This is a genomic window from Mesorhizobium sp. M0317, from assembly GCF_040321555.1.
Classification (GTDB): Bacteria; Pseudomonadota; Alphaproteobacteria; order Rhizobiales; family Rhizobiaceae; genus Mesorhizobium.
On the sequence record NZ_JAMYRV010000020.1, the window covers coordinates 73,079 to 92,182 of the forward strand.

Below are 19,104 nucleotides of genomic sequence, written 5' to 3' on the forward strand. Positions count from 1 at the left end.
AACCAGCGGACGGCGGCAATTTCTCCGACAACAGGCCCGGCAGGTGAGGCCAACCCCGGTAGAGGCTGATTGACCCGCCTCGGCGTCAAACCACCCTGATATAGCTCGTCATGCCGGTTTTCTGATGTTCGATGATGTGGCAGTGCAGCAGCCAGTCGCCGGGATTGTCAGCGACGAAACCAAGCTTAACCTTCTCGTTGGGCTGCATGAGATAGGTGTCGGAGATGACCGGCTGAACCTGGCGCGTCGAAGACGACAGCACCTTGAAGCTCATGCCGTGCAGATGCATGGGATGCGATTGCGGCGTCAGGTTTTCCAGGTCGATGACATAGCTTTGGCCGAGCTTCAGCTCGGCCAAAGGCGCGGTCGGGTCCGGCGTGTCGCCGGGCCACGGCACCTTGTTGATGGCCCAGAAGGAGTAGCCGAGCGTGCCACATATGCTGTCGCTCGGCACGTTTTCCGCGGTGGCGCTGAGCGAGAGCGCGATGTGTTTCGCGCTGGCGAGATCCACCTCCGGCACCGGGTTCGCTTCCAGCGGTGCGAGGTCGCGCAGATCGCGCTTGAGCGAGCTGCCGGTGGCGCGCAAGGTGGCGAGGACCTTGGGTTTGGTGCCTCTGATGTCGCCCAGGCTTACGATCGCGCCCTCCTGGTCAGGCATGCGGATGGCGAGCTCCATGCGCTGCCCCGGTCCGAGCAGCAAGGCATCGGGCGCAAAACGCTGCGGCACCGGATTGCCGTCCAGCGCGATGACCGCGGCCTCCCCACCCTCGACGCGAAAGGCGTAGATGCGGGTGACATCGGTGATGGCGACCCGCATCCGCACCAACCCGCCGGCCGGCGCGTCGAATTGCGGCTGGTCGAGCCAGTTGGCGGTGCGCACCGTGCCATAGGTTCCGGTTTTTGCGGCATCGCGCGGCCGGAATTGCTGGATGAACTGCGCGTCGTCGCCGAGGCGCCAGTCGCGCAGATTGACGACGGCTTCGGCCTCGAATTTTGGATCGTTGGGGTTCTCGACCACGATCACGCCGGTGAGGCCATGGCCCATCTGCTCCAGCGTGTTGCAATGCGGGTGATACCAGAACGTGCCGGCGTCGGGCGGCGTGAAGGCGTAGTCGAAATGATCGCCGGTATAGACGTAAGGCTGAACCAGGAAGGGAACACCGTCCATCTTGTTTGGAACGCGAATGCCGTGCCAATGGATGGTCGTCGGGTCGTCGATGGCGTTGACGAGACGCGCGGCAAAGGGCTCGCCCTTTTTCATCCTGAGCACCGGCGGCATTCCGGCCTCTCCATAAGTCAGCACATCGCGGGTCTGGCCGATATCCATGAACCTGGCCTGGATCTTGGTCGTCTTGAGAACCACCGGCTCCGGTGCGGCCGCGGCCCAACCGCTGAGCCTGGTCATTGCTGCCAGCCCGACGCCGCCACCGCCGGCAACCGCAGCCGTTTTCAGAAGCCCGCGGCGGGTGAATAGGGTCATCTGGCGCTCCAACGGAATATGATTACCTGTCGTCCTGAATGACGGGTGGCGACCGGCGCACAAGCCGATACTGCCACATCGCATCTCTGTCATGCCATGGCGAGCCGGTGACATCTGCTTGCGCAACAGCGTGAACGCTGGCGTGCCCACCATTCGCCCGCATCCGGGAGCGCGGGCTCGGATTAATGCAACTCGGCCAGCAACGCCTGTGCCTCGGCGAGGTTCTTTTCGGAACCGGCGGCGAGATCGTCCATCTTCTTGTCACGGAAGATGACGAGCGCGTCCTGGCATGCGGCGATCGCTTCCTGTGCCATCGCCTTGTCCTTGTGGGCGGCGCCCAGATCGACCAGCACGTCGCACAGGCTGTCCTGCGTGAAGGCGACAGCCGGCACCGAATTGATCTTCTTTTGCACCACGATCGCCTCGCGCAGGACCAACACCGCCTCCTCGAAATGCGCGACATTGTTTTCGGCGCGGCCGGCCATGGTCAAGGCATAGCCCATCTCGTTGCGCGCATTGGCCCAACGTTCGGGATCGCGGTCGCGACCGAGCTGCTCGGCAAGCGCCCGGTTGACGACAATCGCCTCCTCGTACAATTCAGCCGAAGGCTCGCGGGCCGCGATCATGCTCAGCGTCTGCGCGAGACTGGTCTGGTTGGTGATCCAGAGATCGGGATCGCGGGCGATCGTTCGCACCGTGGCGAGGTCGCGGTAGATCTGAGCGGCTCGTTTCAGCTTGCCGACATCGTTCGCCCAGTAACCAAGACTCGACAGCCCGCCGGCGAGATTGTTCTGATTGTTCTCCCAGACAGCCAGCGCATTCTCGCGCGTTACCACGCTAAGCGCTGCGTCATAGGCGGCAATCGCGCGGGTGAGCAACTCGACGTCCTTGCCGTCCGCGGCCATCAGCAAGGCATTGCCGATATCGCCCTTGGTGCGCGCCCATTGCATGCGGTTGGGAAAACCGTCGTAGATCCGCGCTGCCGTCTCGAAGCTCTGCACGGCCTTGGCGTAGAACGTGGCGTCGCCACCAATCCGGCCCTGGCTGTAGAGGGCAAAGCCGAGGTCGTAATTGATATTGGCCCACTCCTCCGGGTCGGCGTCCTTGGAGTAGGCGGGGAGCGCGGCTTCCAGCATGTCGGCTGCTTGCGCCAGCAAGTCCAGGTTGGATGTATTGTCGCCCAGGATCGACAGGGTCTGGCCGAGCACGCGCCGCGTCTGGCCGATCTCCGTGACATCACCGCCTTTCGTCTGCCCGTCGAGCGCCGCCCGCAGCGCGTCGACCGATTGCTGCAGCAGTTGATCGTCAGAGGCCAGCTTGCCTGACATCATCAACGCGCAGCCGAGGCGGAATTCCGTCTTGGCCCAATTGGCTGGGTCCTTGTCGCGGGTGCGAACCCTGAGCACCTGACCGTAGACATCGATCGCCTGCCGCAGGATCGAGATGTCCCCCGCGCGTTCGCCCCAGTTCGATAGCGTGCCTGCAAGGCTGTAGCCGATCGAAGCGAACTCGCGCGGCGCGGCGGTTGCGGTATAGACCTCCCATGCCTGACGATACGCGGTCACCGCCTGAATGTAGTAATCGGTTCCCGTATCGAGATCGCCGAGCGTGTCGTTGACCGATCCCAGATTCTGCTGCAGCGAAGCCCAGTCGAGCGGCAGTTTCTCACGCGGATATTCGGACAGAGCGGCCTGGTACGCGGTGGCTGCCTGCATCAGCAGTTCCTTGTTCTTCTGCTTGGCGCCGAGGCGTTGCAAGGCGTTGCCGAGCGTCAGCTGGCCGTTGGCCCAGCTCGCCGCGGCGTGCTCGCGCGTCCAAACCGTAAGCGATGCCAGGGCGGCGTCGCGAGCCTGCTCAAGCGTGGCGACATCGCCGTTAATGGTTCCGATCGATTCCAGCGCCGTGCTCAGATTATTCTGGATTGTCGCCCATTGCGCCGGCGCGCGTTCCCTGGTCATTTCGCCGGTCGCCGCCTGATAGGCAGCAACCGCCTGCTGCATGGTCGCGATATCCTTTTCGCGCTCACCGAGGCGGTAGAGCGCAGCACCCAGATTGACCTGGCTCAGCGCCCAGTCGAGCGGCACGCGCTCTCTGTTGTATTCCGTCAATGCCGCACGATGCGCTTCGATTGCGGCGCGAAAACTGTCCGATGTGGTCTGGCGTTCGCCGATCTCGGACAGCACGATGCCGAGATTGTTCTGCGTCGCCGCCCATTCAAGCGGCAGTTTTTTCGACGACTGTACCTCGAGCGCCGAGCGGAAGGCCCCGACTGCCCGCTCAAGCAGTGCCGTCCCGTTCTCGCGCTGGCCGAGCCGCCAGTAGACCGTGCCCAGATTGCCATAGGTCGATGCCCAGTCGTCAGGGTAGGCGTCATGCGTATAGACGGTCAGCGCCTGCTCATAGGCGGCAGCTGCCTTGTCGAGGTTGTCGCGGCCGGCTTCCCGTTCGCCCAAAGTAGCAAGCGTGGCGCCCATATTGTTCTGGGTGGCCGCCCAAAGCAGCGGCAACTTTTCGCGGGTGACATAGGTCAATGCCTGTTCATAGGCTGTCAGGGCCTGGGCGAGATACGCATTGTCGCCGGAGAAGTCCCCTTGTTCCGACAGAGCGTTGGCCTCTGCCGCCTTGTAGTAGAACGCATCTTCGTCGCTCCATTTGGCAGCTTGCTCGAAGGCCTTGGCGTAATCCTGCGCAGCCTCCTTGAAGTTGAAGGAGATTTCATAAGTCCTGGCACTGCTGGCGAAGACCTTTGCGAATTCCAGCCGCTTTGCCTTCAGCTCGGCCTCGGCCTGGTCGACCGTAGACGAAAGTTCGCCGATGCGGGCCTTGGCCTGCTCGTTGAATTTCTGCGCCGCTTCGAGCGCGCCTTCCTGAACCGCCTGTTCGGCGAGTTTCGATAGCCTGGCAATTTCGGGGTCCGGGTTTTTCAAAGTCTCGCGTTCAGCCAACACGTGTTTCAGCCGTTCGGTCTGGCCACGCAGCAGCTTGTCGAGCTCAGCCGGATCCTTGGGTATGTCGACCCCGAGCGCCTTCAGCATGGCGTAGAGCCCATCCATCGGCACCTTGCCGTCACGCGATATGGTTTCGATCTGGCGGCGCTCCGGCTCGGGTAGCGTCGAGATGGTCAGCAGGAGCTGGCGCCGCTCCCTGAGGATTTCGCCCTCATCACCTTTCGGCGCCTCGGCGGGGGTACCGAAATAGAGCAGCCGGCGCAGGCTCTCATTGACCCAGGGCCGCTGCTGGCCATTGGTCTTGAGATAGACCTCCTCGCCGATCATGCGCAGAACGGTGCCGAATTCCTCGCCGCCCATCGTGTCGATGTGGCGCAGGATCGCTGCCGCATAGGGGCTGTTGCCATCGGCCGGACCGTCCAGCGCAACCTTGCCGGGCTCGGCGGCAAAGGCGATGACCTGGCCGAGGCTGCCGTCGACCGAGCCCTTGGCGTCGGCGCCGCCCTTCAGGGAAACCACGCCGCGCGTTTCCCCGAGACCGCCGGCGCCGATCGGCTTGCCTTCGTCGCCCGGCGCCAGCTTCAGGAGCGTGCCCGGCGGGAACGGATCGTTGCGGCAGGCGTCCAGCAGAACGATGGTGACCGGCACCTTGGCCTTCAGTTCGGCGACGATGGACGACAGCGGCACCAGCTTTTCGCCGGCATTGTCGAGCGCCGAGATATCGGCATCGACAGGGACCAGATAATTCTCGCCGCCGGCTTCGATGCCGTGGCCGGAATAGTAGATGATGGCGACATCGGCGCCCTCGGCATCGTCGACGAAGCCTTCGAGTTCGCGCCGCAATTTGCGTGCGTCGCGATTGGTGGCGACATTTGTCTCGAAGCCGAGCCTGTCGAACATCTCCTCGAGGGCGCGGGCGTCGTTTTCCGGATTGGGCAGTTTGCCGACATGCTGGTAGTCGGACTGACCGATGATGAGCGCGACGCCTTTCAGCGCCTTCGGCTCTTCAGCCAAAGCGGGGCCAAACGCGCATAGGCACAGCGCCAGTGCCGCAGCGATTGCCGCGCACATGCGCCCTGTCGCACCTGCCGTTCGCCCAAAGAGCATTCTCTACCCCAAAACCCAACGCTATCTTCCGCAGGCGAGATGGCATCATGATGGCCGGCCGATGGCAAGTCCTTGGGCGAGCTGTGTTCTTGTCATGGATATGCGTACGAGGCGGCTGGCTTTCAGCGTGCGAGCGGTAGTGTTCAGCATGCCGGATACGGCCAGTCCGGCCTGTTCATGAGTTGACAGGTCCGGACTTGTTGAGCAGTCGTCCGGCCCCGTAGAGCCTCTTTCTCTCAATGTTTCCGGGCGAGGGGGCCACGGTTGGATGCGCGGGATTGGCACTTTTGCGTCAGCCGGCTTTTTTGGTCCGCAACGAGACCCCGACTTCGCGACGCATCTTTTTAAAATCGAAGGAATGAACTGGTGCTGCGAGAGAGGATTGAACTCTCGACCTCTCCCTTACCAAGGGAGTATTCTTTTTCTGCAAAGTGTTGTTCCTTATGCCTTCTTTGCCTTAGCGTTGAAGTCGTCCCCCAGAAGTCCCCCAGGCAGGCGATCTATGGTATGAGAAAGCTCGCTCACATTTACGTGGGCGTAGCGCATCACCATCTTCTCCGACTTCCATCCACCAAGGCGCATTAGAGCTCCGAGGTCTCGGTTGGCGGCATAGTGCCAGGTTGCCCAGGTGTGGCGACAGTCGTGCACTCGAAAGTTCGCAATTTTGGAGCGGGTTAGAGCCGCCCGAAAGGCGGTCCCGATACGCGTACCGGCCGAGGTGTCGCTGAATGATCGTAGGGGAGCGTAGGGCTCGCCGTCGGGGCGCCTAAACACACAGCCCTTCTGATGCTTAATATTCTCTAGGGCGTTGATGACGCGGGGGTGAAGGGGAACGCCACGGGACTCGCCATTCTTTGTTTTGGGGAAGCTGACATGGGCCCGCTCCAAGTCGACATTCTTCCAATCGAGCCAGAGCGCTTCGCCAATCCTTGCGCCTGTGTAAATTAGAAATATCACCAATGGCCTCAGAGCCCGCCCGCAGCTGATTATCAACCTATCGGCTTCATTGAGCGTCAGCCAGCGAACGACACCGTCCGGTTTTTTGGGGCGACTGATGATTGGCATAGCGCACCACCCGCGCTTGGCAGCGTGCTTCAATACCGCACATGATGGCGTGAAAAATTGACGGTCGCGCGTAGCTGGTGACGCCTTTGCGTAGTGCTTCTTGGCGCCCGCCTCGATCTCTGCCAAGCCAATCTTTCCGAGCGGCGTCGTTGCGAAGTGACCCAACGGCTTGTCAAGAAAACGCCCTGACCCACCCTCCTCCAGGTAGCTTAACGCTGCTTCGGCGAATGTTTTTGAAACGGCACGACCGTAAAGGGACTGCTGGTAGACTTCTGCTTCACGTTTGACACGGAACTCTTCGGCAATGCGGATTCCGCGGATCGTTCCCCGGAGGATAAGGAAGGGCGATTTTTTTCGCCGAACGAGTTTGAGGGGCATGGCAAGACCTCATAGAGTTCTTCGACAGCTCGCGCGGAAAATATGACGCAGCGACCCATCTTCTTTCCAATTTGGTATTTGCGAACGCCTTCCGTCACTGGAAAGACCGAACCTGCGAGATCACGAGCCGTTACAAATGCAGGAAAATCAACCATCACAAATAATACCGATACTCGGAAGCCATATGCAGGATCGTTGATCCATATATCTTCCTGGACACTTGTATTTCCGACGCATATTTTTCTATCAATTTCTCTTTATCAGCTTCCTTCATCCATGATGAAAAATAAAAGCCATATTTACTTGAGTTATCATGTACAAAGGCAGTCGGAATCGTTGTTAGTACCTCAATACTTGTACTTCCAAACCTATCCCTAGCAAGATGCGGGCCCGATGATATCATCTTCTTAAACAGATCGACTAAGAAGGATTCAAAAGTTATCTCCGAGGGCGATTCTGTAGCTGAGAAGATTCCACGCGCTGCTGGCTGGTGCGTCATTCCGCCGAAGTTGATGACGGCTTGGCACGCCTCCGACGGCCTATCGGTACAGAGGAGCGCAATTGCAACACGAACGCCATCTAGCAATGTGGAGTGTGGTCCGTTAACACCTCTGGCACCGTTGAAAGACAGAAGTTTGGCTTCGCTGAGCGAGCGATACATCAGCGCAACGAGGCTCTCAGGCCTCCCTAAGGCTTGAGACAAGCCCTTTACCAAACCAGCCTTTTTCATCGCCTGACACGACCCCGACGCTAAATGCAATTTGACATTTAGCCCCATTGCGAGCTAGACGCAATATCTAAATGTCATTTTCCACTAAGCGGGCGGGAAGACTTTGGAAGCCATACCGGATCAGACTATCAGCGCGCGACGAAAGGTACACTATGGCCAAACGCATTGTCAGATTAAAAGAGATTATTTTTCGCTCCGGACTAACGCGGAGTTCAATTTACAAACTCGCCGCTGAAGGAAAATTTCCGGCCCCCCTCAACATAAGTGAGCGTGCGGTTGGATGGTTGGAGAGCGAATTCGAAGATTGGTTGGACTCAAAGCACGCCGCTCGCGAGGAGGTGCGGAAACGCCAGAGATGATACACTCCGTAGCAAGTGAAAGGCGGGGCGGCTCAGGGCCGCCGACAACGGAGCCCCAGCCGGCTAGCTGCGTTCCGCACCGTCGTCCGTCGCAGGGCCTGAAAAGCCCTTTGCGCGAAGTCCCCCGTCTCGCTCGATTTTTGCCGAAGCAATTCGAGCTCGGAGGGCGTCAGCATCGCGGAGGTTGTTGAGGATTTGCTCCGCTTCGGAGCCGGTGAGGGCTGACGGCCGGAGGTTGAATTTTTGCCTGACGACATCGCCATACCTCCTTTCCATCTCTCGGATTTGCTCTCGGCTCGCCGCCGTTTTTAGCGGAGCGCGCCGCGTTTACAAGCATCACCTTCCCAACGACCTTGCCGCTGACGTCGTCGGCGATGACATACCGTCCGCCCTTGGTGACGGGCCTGTCAAATAGTGGTCGGGCAACCCGGCGCCCCACCGCCTTAGCACCGGTGGCATGCCTGATTTGCCTGCACCACACGGGTGATCGACGGATGCTCCGAGATTGGCGACATAGAATTCCTCGAGCGTTGTCAGGGATAGCATTATGTCCCTTCGCCTCGAGAGCGACGACTGGCGCAAACAGCACGTCCGGGCCAAAGGCTGCCTTCGCCTGCTTGAGCGCTTCGGTTGTCACAACGTCGGGCACCAGGCGCACGGCCGCTGTGTTGTCACCGGCCTTTGCGGATTTATATGCAGCATGCGCCTTAATCGGCTGATCGTTGCGGCAGGAAGCAATCTGCACGGCATCAGCCGGGATGCCGTTGCGCGTAGCGGATGCACATTGACCGAAAGTTGGGCATCGTCGGGTGCGGCTTCGCGGCAGGCGCCGGTTGCGGCTTCGGGCGCAGCTGCGCCAGCACTTCCTGATTTCGCTTTAAGTCTTAAAACGAACACGGCTGCTACCGACGATTTACCTTTCATATGGCCAACTACAATCAGCGCGTCCCTGCGCTCAGCTGCGAGGTCGGTCAAATTGTACCGATTGCGCGCGGCTCAAAAGCCGCGGCGGGTAAGCGGCGTCCAATGGAACACGCTCGGCGCTTTGCCTGAGAATTTCGGCGCCGAATAAACACTAGTTCGTTACGAAAGTTGATATTCACTCAGAAGCCCAAGTAGTGCATCTCGACAACTGTAAGCGTTCCCCGGCGATCCGAGGCTAAGGCCCTGCCCTAGCAAGTCAACAGAATCGCTTCTAAAAGCGACTCATTCGCCATCACAACATTGGACGGTTCTGGAAGTTGGCGGCGCGCCTTGAACCTGCTGTTCAATCAATTCTCGGTTGTTGACCACTATTGGCCTTCATAGGCTTTTTGCGCCGCGCTGCGCTTGATTTGCGCTATCGTCGATTAACCATAGGCCGCAAACTGTTTGACTTAGCAGCACGTTCTCAACATCAGAGCCAATGAATGAGGTGGTCCAGTTTTAACATGCACGATACCGCTTTCGGCGGGGGCGATTTAGCATAGCGAAAAGTGGAAGTTGCCAGACGTCACAGGCGCTCGGTGAACACTGATTTTGCTAACGGCATTTGCTAACATTTGCTAACATTATATTCGCTGTTTTAGCGGCCGGTATTCCGCGGCTTTCCGCTCACGTAGGAGGCTGCAACAGCCTAGGTCAGTGCTTTCGGATGCTAGTGGCATTCCGCGGCGGTCCAAAGCTACGGGTTCTCGTAGGTCAACAAAATCACCTAAAAAGCATCCGTTTAGCCATCATGAAATTAAACGTTATGGGACGCTCGCGGCGCGCCATAGACATGCCATCCAATCCATTCGTTTGTTGACTAATGTTGACTTTCGTAGCCTTCAATTTGTTGCGTTTTTTGAACGACCAAGGGCCGGGGTGTTGGCATGAGAGCTAAGGGCTTTTGGAGACCATCAGCAATGGGTGCTCTGGCTGTACCATGGAGCCGAAAACACTGGCGAAACGAAGGGGCTTCAGTATCTCGAAATGGACAATACTGGACGTCTATATCAAAATCGAATGCGCATTTTCGCACAGCGCTCGCCCGCGGAGAAACCAGGATGCCAAAGTGATCGCATATGCCATACATCGGCATCTGTGCCCCTGCGCTGGCTATCCAAAGTGGAGATGCTGTGCTTGGTCTACGGACGGTCAACTGTCTTAAAGCAGGCACCACGCACGTGGAATGATCTGGGGGGCGGCGTGTCGCAGCCGAGCTACTTGTTCGGAGCCTCCGCGCTGAGCAGCGAACGCATCAATGCGGCCTGGCTGCACACCCGTTCTTGTCTAAAATGCGCTGCAGCTGAGTACGCAGCGTGTTGACGGTGACGGGAAGGGCAGGTTGGGGAAACGCTGCATCCTCGTGGAGCCGTTTCCTGCCCATCCTTTACTGCGAAGGTCATAGACTAAAGTATTGGGCTCGCCCGCCTTCGGCACGATGGCTCACATCCGACGACGGTCGCCATATTCCAACTCGACGTGAGGGAAAATTCAGAGAACGTGGCTGCCTTTGGTCGCACGATTGTCGCCGAGGCCACTGAAAGCGCCAACAATAGGAGCCGTCATCGTGGCCGACCTTTCCGAACGGGAAACTGGCATTGCCGACCACGGATTGCCCGCCAAGGCGCTGGGCTCGGTCGAGGTCGACGTCTCTTCTCTGACGCCCGGAAGATCGCTGGTCGTGAACTGGAACGGCAAGCCCGTCGTCGTGCGCAACCGTACCGAAAAGGAGTGCAAGGATAGCGAGGCGGTCAATTTGACCGACCTCAAGGACCCACTCGCCCGCAACGCCAATTTGCCGGCCGATGCGCCGGCGACCAATGCCAACCGCACCACGCCGGGCAAGGAAGCCTGGATTGTGATGGTCCAGGTTTGCACGCATCTGGGCTGCATCCCGTTCGAACAGGAAGGCGATGTCGGCGGCTGGCTCTGTCCGTGCCACGGGTCGCAATACGACACCCCAGGCCGCATCCGCAAAGGCCCGGCACCGGAGAACATGGCGGTGCCCGTGTTCCAATTCATTTCCGACACCAAGATCCGTATCGGCTGAAAGAGGACATGTCGATGAAGGAGGGACGTTCGACCTATAAGCCCAGGACCGGTATCGAGCGTTGGTTCGACGCCCGCCTGCCGCTGCCGCGGTTGGTGCATGATTCCTTCATCGTGTATCCCGTCCCTGGCAACCTGAACTACGCTTATACGTTCGGCGGCATTCTCACGGTCATGCTAGCGGCACAGATCCTGACCGGCGTCGTTCTGGCCATGCACTATGCGGCCGACACCACTCTTGCTTTCAATTCGGTAGAGAAGGTCGTTCGCGACGTAAATTCGGGCTGGCTGCTGCGCTCCCTTCATTCGAATGGCGCCTCGTTCCACTGGGACTTTGAGCTCAGCTCCGCCACTGTTTTGGTTCCGAATGGTGCAACTGATCTCGGAGTTTGTAATTCCGCTGATGATTGAGGCGCCTTTCAGCACCCGCTGCCTCCGTTCGCGGCGATGCTCTTCATCAACCATGTGACCTCCATCGGTCACCCCCCGGCCCTATGGTACGCCCACCGGCGAACAACTGTCCATCTCGGGCGTCGCTCGGTAGCCGGACGGCATAGATGCCCGTTGCGCTGGTGAATTCGCCGACCAGACGCGAACAGACCCGAATGGTCCCGTCCAGCGGTGTCAATCCGGCAGCAGCATCTCCTCTTCATCAGCCGCGGCCTCGAACAGCAGCCGGAAGTCATTACCTGGCATTTTGCCATCCATCGCAGATAGGCAAGCCTCGGCGGCCAGTCGCCACTTGGGGCCACGATTGGACCACTTTAGAAGCTCCTCCGCGGCGGCATCAACTCGGTTGACACCAAGGCGAAGCCCCGGGCGCTCAGTCTTCACATAAACCGGAGGGTTGAACCAACGGTGGGGCATCAAGCCTCTCGAACGTCAAAGGCGATGAACAGTCCCCAAACGGAGGCTGATTTGACGATCATTTCGACCAACTGGCAGTCAGTCTCACGAAGATCATGGCCGCGCTCGCGCACCGCTGCAATGGTCGCCTTCACGGAAATTATATTGCCCGGTTGAGAACCCAACAGGACCTCGCGAACCAACTCCTTGGCCGTTCGCTGTGCAGGCCGAACAGGTGCTTGAATGTCCATCCCATCCTCCCAGAGAGATAGAACGTCAACCAGCTATTCTGTGGTGCATCTTCCGAGAAAGGCAAGTGCCGGAAACGTACAAAACAGGTTGTTTAGGGGCGCAATTCCCTTCGACCGATTTGCGCTTCGTTATCGTGGCGACGGATGGCGGTGCTCGGAGCGTCTCGGAGCCGTGCACCTCAACTCGACGACATCGACCCGAGGCGCACGCTGATCCGAGGAGCAGGACGAGGGAGGCTGGGACCGAAAATGTGAGTCTCCTTTGTGGTTCGACGCCGTTGCGGCGTCGAATCCGAATCCCGAGGAAAGGCACTTGTTCCTGTAGAGAGCGGAATTGAATGTCATGATCCATGCGCACCAGTCTTGGGTCTCGAATGCGATGCCGGAGCGCTTCAACGACCACCGAACCGCAGGCAAGGGCAAGCGGCCGGCAGCGGCCAGGAGGGCGACCAGAGCGCCGACAAAGAAAGGAAGGAGGTAAGCAAATATTCGCTTCCGCTAATTTAAAGGACCGCACTTGTGGTCCGCAGCGAAGTTAAACTTTGTCAACATGCGGCCTTTTTTGCCGCAGCGGCGCCATATGGCTTTCGACCAGGCGCACGTGCTCGGCCTCGACAGCAGCGCCTACGAAGCGATCCTCAACGCGGTCGTCCGCCGTAACGACCACTTGGCAAACTGATCATGTCGCGGTGCTAAGGGCGAGAGACAACGATAGAACAGGTCTTCCTTTGTTTGGCAGCCCTGTAATCAGCTTCCCACGGCAATGCTTCGATGTCGGGCTTGTGCCCAGCTTCACGGTAGGCGGCCTGAGCCAGGTAACTTGCTTTGTCCCGCTCCACAAGGCAGACAAACGGCGGATTTCCCGGGCACCTGTAAAGGCCTACAGCTTTTTCCATGCAATAGGTGTCCTACGGGTGCTCGAGCATGTCGTCCTTCATTGCGATGACAGAACAAGAGAGAAGATAGCATCGGCCCGGCACCCCTGTAAGGTTTTCGGCGAGCTTATTAATGTGGGGTTTACCATTGCTTTTGAGGGTGGCTGCGATGGTTGCAACGCATACGGATATCGCTCTGGCGGCCCTTCAGGCCACCTTCCTATCTCGGCAGCGGTCCATGGCCGGGACCACCGCACTTCGCAGGGAGATGGACAACTCGACAAAGAATGCGGCTTCACGCGAACTGCTGAAGCGCCTTCCGTCAACGTCATCGCGACGACGTGGCGCGAGGCAGGGAAGATGCCGACCCGGCTCCTGTTGCCGTGTCCGCGTTACAGGCCGACGTTCTCCGCTCTGCATTCCGAAACCTAGTCAAGGAAACGGGTGTGCCTGAGTGTCAATGGTGCGATTTTTTGGCGGAGACGGCTGATGGCCAAGGTTCCCGAAGGCCTTTGCCGGCCGTTGGCGCATCGTCGGTATGGATGTTTGGGGCAACGACTTCCTCGATCTGGTCGGCGGAAGCACATCTGAATTCAAAGGCTTGGCGGATGGCGAGATCGCCTTCAAGGCGGCCCTCACCGGAGGGGTACCCAGCGCGGTCGGCCGCCCAGCCATGCATGTAGATGAAGAAGGTCGCCCATTGCGAGGAAACGGTGCCGTTGAAGCGCGAATATCGCTCCCTTCCTCGGCTGGTGTGATCGGTCGACCTGACTCAAGGACTTCCTGCTGCAGAAGGAACCGAAGCGGCGCGGCATCGTTGATCCTTAAGTTCAGTCGCAGACGGGGCTTCAAGTCTGGTTGATGATCTTGATGCTTTCGAGGGACCGATTTTATGGCTGGCAGCGCCATCGAGCAGGCGAACACAGGCTCGCCATCGGAGAGTCTGGCGGCCTCACCTGTGGAGACACAACTGGCGCTTGGAGACTTGGCCCGCGCAAACGCTGGCGGTCGCCTTTGGGTCATCGCCGCTTCGGTTCCGCTCCTGTTCATGATCAGCGGGCTTGTCATTCGGTATGCTGCATTCCATTCAGTCTCGGCAGTGCCAGGCTTCGAAGCTTATGCGCGTGCGCTCTGCAGGTGGGACTGCGCGTGGTATGTGGACATTTCCGAACACGGCTACGAGCGTTTTCCCATTCCAGGCCAAAGCAACGTCGGACGCTGGGGCTTCTTTCCATTGTATCCCATGCTCGTGAGGACCCTTCGGTTTGCTTTCCCTTTTTCCACGATTCTGATCGCGACGATCACCTCGACTGCGTGCAGCTATGCCGCCTGCCTTGTGGCATGGCCACTTCTGGAGAAGAACGTCCGCGCTTACATACTGTATTGCGCTTTTCTGCTTAGCGGGCCGTTCTCCTTCCACTTCACCACGTTCCTTACCGAACCTCTTTTCGTGCTCCTGACGTCGTGCGTCTTTTTGGCACTCAAGCGCTCCAACTACCTGGCCGCTGGCGTTACATGCGCTTTGCTGTCGGCAACGAGGCTGGTCGGGGTCCTTGCTGTGTTTGCAATGGTCAATAAAATGTTCGAGCAGCACCGCCAGCAGGGCGGGTCGGCGGTGTCTTTCCCGCGATGGGTACTTGGTCGTCCGGATATGCTGGTAGCTATCTTCATCTCGCCCGCCGGCCTGTTTGCTTACATGCTCTTTTTGTATCTCACTGTCGGGGACGGGTTTGCTTTCTTGCACGTCCAGCGCGCGTTTGGCCGGGTTGCTGGCGATCCGCTCCTTTTTCTATGGGACGGTCTCGCTGCTGTTCCGACAAAAGGCTGGCTGCCCACGGCGCCGCAATGGAGCGCGCTCGCAGCGATTATAGGGCTGACCCTATCGGTCGTTCTGGCGGCCCGCAGGCGATATGGCGCTGCGCTCTTCTGTGCGAGCAGCATCATCCTGCCGTTGATCACCAACCTGGCTTCCATGGTTAGATACGTCATTGGGCTTGCGCCGCTGCTGATGTTGATTGCCGAGCTGCTGTCGGTATCGAAGCTGACCTATCTGGTGATTTTGGCTCTTTTCCTGAGCGCATCTTATTTCATGACTTTGGCGTGGATTGGAGGCTATCTTGCCCTGGTCTGACAGCCTGTCACTCTATGGCCGTGCTGGCTCGACTCGCGGCTACGCGCTGGCGTTGGTTCTGGCCGTGTCCGAGATCATCATCCTCGCACTCGCTCTCAATCCAGATGTCAACGCCGATTATCGGGCCTATTACATCGATCGCACGACAACGTGCCTCAATCGCGATGCGGTTGGCAGCTACACTCCTGGCCAGACGGTATCGTTTCGATCCGACGGCGCCAAACAAGCAGCCGGCATGATGGTCTGCGGTTGGTCGGGCCCGGTAGCCGACGGAACCCATTCGCTGGGCGAGACCTCTCGGTTGAGACTGGAAATACCTCAGCTTCGCGACGAGCTTACGGCAACGCTACAAATGTCCGCCGTCATTCGTCCACCACAGACCACCCAAAGGGTAATCATCTCGGTGAACGGAGTTCGCGTACACGAGGTAACACTGTCGAGCAAAGACCCGACGACGATCTCGTTCGCGATCCCGCACGCAGCGTTTGCTAGCGCAAAGGTACTCGAAGTGACTTTCGATTATCGCGACGGGATTCCGCCAAGCCCAGCCGCCAGCAAGATCTACAAACGCGCTATTAAATTGGTATCGTTTCGGCTCGACGCCGGCTAGAGAGCACTTCACCGTTTTGTGCAAACGGTGAAGTGCTCTAACTCTTTATTTAACGCAATTCCGGAAGGAACACCGTTTCACGACTTTCTGGAGTTGCCCTATTTCAGCAGCACAACAGTTCCGTGATCATCCATGTGCCTGCACCTCCCGGATGGAGGAGAGCCGTCGCGTGCCTCCTCGCCGCTGGCCGGCAGCCAATCGCGATAGGGTAGAGCGCGGCGGGCTCGAGATCATTGGTCGCCGGGATTGCGGCACTGCGCAGCGTCCGCCGGGGTCACGTTTTCTTTTGCGCGTCGTTCGCCTCGAACGGCTGATCGGTACGGGACGCAGGGCTCCCTTCGGAACGGAAGATTAATGAAATTAGGGCTTGTCTGCGGCGACAAACCATTCGGTGATCACCACCCTGCGTAGAGGGCACATCACTGATCGTCACGTCGTCCTGGTCAAAATTATCTGCATGAGATCGTTTCTTGCGTTGGCCGTGATTCAGCAAGCGGCTTTGGAGCAGTTCACGTTACCGTGAAACGGTGTTTTTAGAACGAATCGTTCTGGCGGATTGCGTATCAGCCATCGCCGGTCTGATCGGGAATGTGTTCCGCAAAGACCCATCGGTCGAGCACGACGAAATTGATCCCGGGTACAAGCAAGCAGGTAATCATGATGGGAAAGATGAGGGGCAGGCCCAGCTTCGCCGTCAAAAGCGCCGGCGCGCCATAGGCGATCGCCAAGCCGATCGCCGCCAGCAAGAGAAAACGCGGAGCCTCTGATCTGTGCGACCCGCGCGACATGAAGGTTACTGACCTGTGCGCGAGATAGGAAAACAACGCCGCGGCTGCGTAAGCTGCAAGGGACGCTCGGACGGGGCTGAAGCCGAACCGTTCCGATTTGACAAAGGCGGTTGCCAAGGCGGCATACAGGATTGTGGCGGCGATGCCGACCAGGCCGAAGCGGGCCAGAAGCTTTAGGGTGCCGCCGCCGGCAGATCGATGCTCAGACACGCCCACTACACGCATACTGGGCTCCAAGCGGCAGCAGCGCCAGGGCACGCTCAACCTGTCTGGCGAACCCGCCGGTCGACGGGAGCAGCAGGAAGTGCTCGGATCGAACCTCCCTAAAGCCTGCTTGTCGAAAGAGGGCCACTGCTCTGACCGCGTTGAGCAGGACCGCGTCTTGGTCGAACGGACACCGGAGCACCGCCAGACGCGTCAGCGGATTATAGGGATTGTGCTCGATGATGCAGGCGACGCCGCCTTGCCGCACGACCCGTCGCATCTCGCGAAAAAAATCGAGCCAGGATGCGGGCGAAACATGATGAACAACACAACTGGCAAAGGCCAAGTCGAACACGCAGTCGTCATAAGGCAGGCCCGTCGTGGTGCATGTCCTATAGACGACGCCCGGATTGTCCTCGCTGGCGCGCTGGATCGACCCTTGCGAGACGTCGCAGCCATCCAGGCGATCGAAAGCGCCGTCTAGATAAGGATGGAGCGAACCGACACCGCAACCCACATCAAGCGCCCGCACCATGGCTCCCCGGCGACGAAGTCCTCGCTCGGAGACTAGGCGCCGCAGCAGGTCGGCCTTTGCAGCCAAAAAGAAATCGTGCTTGAGTCCGGAAAAGCTGATCGACCCATCGATCGTCTCTGCATAACTGGATCTATAGCTGTCGAAGAGTTCGGCCACCGGGAGCGACTCCGTTGTTGGGCTTGCGAAATGATCTCCGGCGCCCACCAGCGATGGCAGGCACCGGCTCGTCGAAGCCGGTAAGCCGATTGATCACGTAAAGAGGGCGGCGTTTCACCTCGGCGTGGATACTACCGACATAGAGGCCGACCACGCCGGTCATGAAAAGATTGATGCCACACAGAAACGATACGATCACCACGGTGGACGTCCAGCCGGCAATGACGCCGGTCTCAAAAATCCAGGCGAACACGGCGTAAGCGCCAAAGGTCAGGGCAAGTGCGGAAATCGCCGATCCGCCCCAAAGCGCAAAGTGGAGCGGCTTTTCCGAGAAGCTGACAACCGCGTGAACGGCAAGGTGCATCATCTTCCAGAAAGGGTATTTGGTCTGGCCGATGGTCCTCGGAGGGCGTTCGAATGGCACCGCCGCTTGCTTGAATCCCATCCAGCCGAACATGCCTCTGACGAAGCGATCATGTTCAGGCATGTGTCTGAAGACGTCCAGCGCATGGCGGCCGACCAGGCGGAAGTCCCCGACGTTGCGCGGGATGTTGACCGCCGTCATCTTCTCCAGGAAACGGTAGAAAAGATCGGCGCTAAGCCGCTTGAACCACGATTCGCCTTCGCGCTTAACACGGCGGGCGTACACGATCTCGAAACCTTCCTTCCACTTTGCCACGAGATCAAGAACGACCTCCGGTGGATCTTGCAGGTCGGCATCCATGACGATGACGGCATCCCCCGCAGCAGCATCCATGCCTGCCGTGATCGCAATCTGGTGTCCGAAATTACGGGAAAGCTCGATAAGCCGGAAGCGAGGTTCGGCGGTGACCACCCGCCGAAGGTATTTGACGCTGCCGTCATGACTACCGTCATCGACGAAAATCGCCTCGGTCTCTCCGTCCAGCCGACTGATCAGTGATCTGATCCGTTCGATCAGTCGCGGCAGCACTTGTTCTTCATTATATATCGGCAGGACCAGCGAGTAGCGCGGCGACGCGTTCACTCCCGTCCCGACGCTTTGGATCACAGAGGCTCGCATGCGGATGAAAATGAAGAGCCCGCACCAAAGTTCCATAAGGTGTAACTAATTTAGAAACTTTAGATATGGCGACTCGGTTGGAAAGGCAGGCGCGTGTGAAACTGGTTGACAGGCGCGCAGCCTACTTCGACGAGAAAACAGTTCGCCGGATCTAAAGGTTATCGTCTAGCTGCTTAACCCGCTATTGGGGAAGCGTCCGCCCAACGCGACCTCGGACACGTTCCGCACATTCCGACGGACTCAAAATCCAGTCGCAACGCTACCTACAAGCGCTGCAGACCCTTAATCCCTTATCGAGATATCGTGAACGGCCGGAGCATCATGGTTCTGAGCCGGATTCCGCGTCTTTAAAAGCAAAAATCCCGCAACAACTGAGGCAGACCGCATATACGTCCGATTAGCCCAAACTGTGTGGCTGCGGGGCAGCGCCCGCGCGGTGGCTGGCGCCGGTCGGCCAAGCAGAGTCGCTTGTAAATAAAATTCCTCCGAGCGGCGCAAACGGCCATTCTTGTTCGCTCTGGACATTGAAGCTCACAATCTCGGCATCCTCGCTAGGGGCGGCTTGAGGTGGCGCCTTGCGGAAA

General features: G+C 59.0%; 14 protein-coding genes and 1 pseudogene. 6 read left to right on the plus strand and 9 right to left on the minus strand.

Annotation, left to right across the window (positions count from 1 at the left end; all coding sequences use genetic code 11):
* Nucleotides 1-85: 85 nt before the first annotated feature.
* The 4 genes from NKI88_RS16060 to NKI88_RS16075 form a co-directional block, all read right to left on the minus strand.
* Nucleotides 86-1,480, minus strand: coding sequence for a multicopper oxidase family protein (locus NKI88_RS16060; protein WP_352656071.1), 1,395 nt, complete (start codon nucleotides 1,478-1,480; stop codon nucleotides 86-88).
* A gap of 182 nt (nucleotides 1,481-1,662) precedes the next feature.
* Entirely contained in the window at nucleotides 1,663-5,499 is a 3,837-nt protein-coding gene (locus NKI88_RS16065; protein ID WP_352656073.1) for a caspase family protein, read from the minus strand.
* Nucleotides 5,500-5,976: 477 nt separating this feature from the next.
* Nucleotides 5,977-6,978 carry a tyrosine-type recombinase/integrase gene (locus NKI88_RS16070; protein ID WP_352656075.1) on the minus strand — a complete coding sequence of 334 codons (1,002 nt, stop codon included), beginning with the start codon at nucleotides 6,976-6,978 and terminating at the stop codon, nucleotides 5,977-5,979.
* Nucleotides 6,979-7,132: 154 nt separating this feature from the next.
* The gene (locus NKI88_RS16075; protein WP_352656077.1) at nucleotides 7,133-7,708 is read right to left on the minus strand and encodes a hypothetical protein; all 576 of its coding nucleotides are present in this window, start codon (nucleotides 7,706-7,708) and stop codon (nucleotides 7,133-7,135) included.
* 152 nt (nucleotides 7,709-7,860) lie between these two features.
* Here NKI88_RS16075 and NKI88_RS16080 point away from each other — a divergent pair, with 152 nt between their 5' ends.
* The 4 genes and pseudogenes from NKI88_RS16080 to NKI88_RS16095 form a co-directional block, all read left to right on the plus strand.
* Complete coding sequence (locus NKI88_RS16080) at nucleotides 7,861-8,067, plus strand: helix-turn-helix transcriptional regulator (RefSeq protein WP_352656079.1); 207 nt, start codon at nucleotides 7,861-7,863, stop codon at nucleotides 8,065-8,067.
* Between the two features lie 547 nt (nucleotides 8,068-8,614).
* Entirely contained in the window at nucleotides 8,615-9,139 is a 525-nt protein-coding gene (locus NKI88_RS16085; RefSeq protein ID WP_352656081.1) for a hypothetical protein, read from the plus strand.
* Nucleotides 9,140-10,597: 1,458 nt separating this feature from the next.
* A complete protein-coding gene (gene petA / locus NKI88_RS16090) occupies nucleotides 10,598-11,083 on the plus strand; it encodes a ubiquinol-cytochrome c reductase iron-sulfur subunit (protein ID WP_352656101.1) in 486 nt (161 codons plus the stop codon).
* A 14-nt stretch (nucleotides 11,084-11,097) separates the two neighbouring features.
* A pseudogene (locus NKI88_RS16095) lies at nucleotides 11,098-11,406 on the plus strand (cytochrome b); the annotation flags it as partial.
* Nucleotides 11,407-11,706: 300 nt separating this feature from the next.
* Here NKI88_RS16095 and NKI88_RS16100 read toward each other — a convergent pair.
* Nucleotides 11,707-11,949, minus strand: coding sequence for a DUF982 domain-containing protein (locus NKI88_RS16100; RefSeq protein WP_023669677.1), 243 nt, complete (start codon nucleotides 11,947-11,949; stop codon nucleotides 11,707-11,709).
* Nucleotides 11,949-12,179 (minus strand): hypothetical protein, encoded by a 231-nt coding sequence (locus NKI88_RS16105; RefSeq protein ID WP_023832316.1) that lies wholly within the window; start codon nucleotides 12,177-12,179, stop codon nucleotides 11,949-11,951. The genes NKI88_RS16100 and NKI88_RS16105 overlap by 1 nt, the downstream gene beginning before the upstream one ends.
* Before the next feature lie 1,767 nt (nucleotides 12,180-13,946).
* Here NKI88_RS16105 and NKI88_RS16110 point away from each other — a divergent pair.
* Nucleotides 13,947-15,185 carry a putative hexosyltransferase gene (locus NKI88_RS16110; RefSeq protein WP_352656084.1) on the plus strand — a complete coding sequence of 413 codons (1,239 nt, stop codon included), beginning with the start codon at nucleotides 13,947-13,949 and terminating at the stop codon, nucleotides 15,183-15,185.
* Nucleotides 15,172-15,795, plus strand: coding sequence for a hypothetical protein (locus NKI88_RS16115; RefSeq protein WP_352500585.1), 624 nt, complete (start codon nucleotides 15,172-15,174; stop codon nucleotides 15,793-15,795). Before NKI88_RS16110 ends, NKI88_RS16115 begins: the two co-directional genes overlap by 14 nt.
* A gap of 563 nt (nucleotides 15,796-16,358) precedes the next feature.
* On the opposite strand, the gene NKI88_RS16120 is transcribed toward NKI88_RS16115, so the two are convergent.
* From NKI88_RS16120 to NKI88_RS16130, 3 genes are read right to left on the minus strand one after another with little or no spacing between them, the layout of a single operon-like run.
* A complete protein-coding gene (locus NKI88_RS16120) occupies nucleotides 16,359-16,808 on the minus strand; it encodes a GtrA family protein (protein WP_352562530.1) in 450 nt (149 codons plus the stop codon).
* Nucleotides 16,786-17,478, minus strand: coding sequence for a class I SAM-dependent methyltransferase (locus NKI88_RS16125; protein ID WP_352562531.1), 693 nt, complete (start codon nucleotides 17,476-17,478; stop codon nucleotides 16,786-16,788). The genes NKI88_RS16120 and NKI88_RS16125 overlap by 23 nt, the downstream gene beginning before the upstream one ends.
* Nucleotides 17,453-18,520, minus strand: coding sequence for a glycosyltransferase family 2 protein (locus NKI88_RS16130; protein WP_352656103.1), 1,068 nt, complete (start codon nucleotides 18,518-18,520; stop codon nucleotides 17,453-17,455). The genes NKI88_RS16125 and NKI88_RS16130 overlap by 26 nt, the downstream gene beginning before the upstream one ends.
* Between the last annotated feature and the right edge of the window lie 584 nt (nucleotides 18,521-19,104).

Excerpts from the sequence above, each read along its gene's own strand:
- NKI88_RS16100 (WP_023669677.1), bottom strand. The coding sequence starts at position 11,949 with ATGCCCCACCGTTGGTTCAACCCTCCGGTTTATGTGAAGACTGAGCGC.
- NKI88_RS16070 (WP_352656075.1), bottom strand. The coding sequence starts at position 6,978 with ATGCCCCTCAAACTCGTTCGGCGAAAAAAATCGCCCTTCCTTATCCTC.
- NKI88_RS16060 (WP_352656071.1), bottom strand. The coding sequence starts at position 1,480 with ATGACCCTATTCACCCGCCGCGGGCTTCTGAAAACGGCTGCGGTTGCC.
- NKI88_RS16075 (WP_352656077.1), bottom strand. The coding sequence starts at position 7,708 with ATGAAAAAGGCTGGTTTGGTAAAGGGCTTGTCTCAAGCCTTAGGGAGG.
- NKI88_RS16085 (WP_352656081.1), top strand. The coding sequence starts at position 8,615 with ATGTCCCTTCGCCTCGAGAGCGACGACTGGCGCAAACAGCACGTCCGG.
- NKI88_RS16105 (WP_023832316.1), bottom strand. The coding sequence starts at position 12,179 with ATGGACATTCAAGCACCTGTTCGGCCTGCACAGCGAACGGCCAAGGAG.
- NKI88_RS16120 (WP_352562530.1), bottom strand. The coding sequence starts at position 16,808 with ATGCGTGTAGTGGGCGTGTCTGAGCATCGATCTGCCGGCGGCGGCACC.
- NKI88_RS16065 (WP_352656073.1), bottom strand. The coding sequence starts at position 5,499 with ATGTGCGCGGCAATCGCTGCGGCACTGGCGCTGTGCCTATGCGCGTTT.
- NKI88_RS16080 (WP_352656079.1), top strand. The coding sequence starts at position 7,861 with ATGGCCAAACGCATTGTCAGATTAAAAGAGATTATTTTTCGCTCCGGA.
- NKI88_RS16130 (WP_352656103.1), bottom strand. The coding sequence starts at position 18,520 with ATGCGAGCCTCTGTGATCCAAAGCGTCGGGACGGGAGTGAACGCGTCG.
- NKI88_RS16110 (WP_352656084.1), top strand. The coding sequence starts at position 13,947 with ATGGCTGGCAGCGCCATCGAGCAGGCGAACACAGGCTCGCCATCGGAG.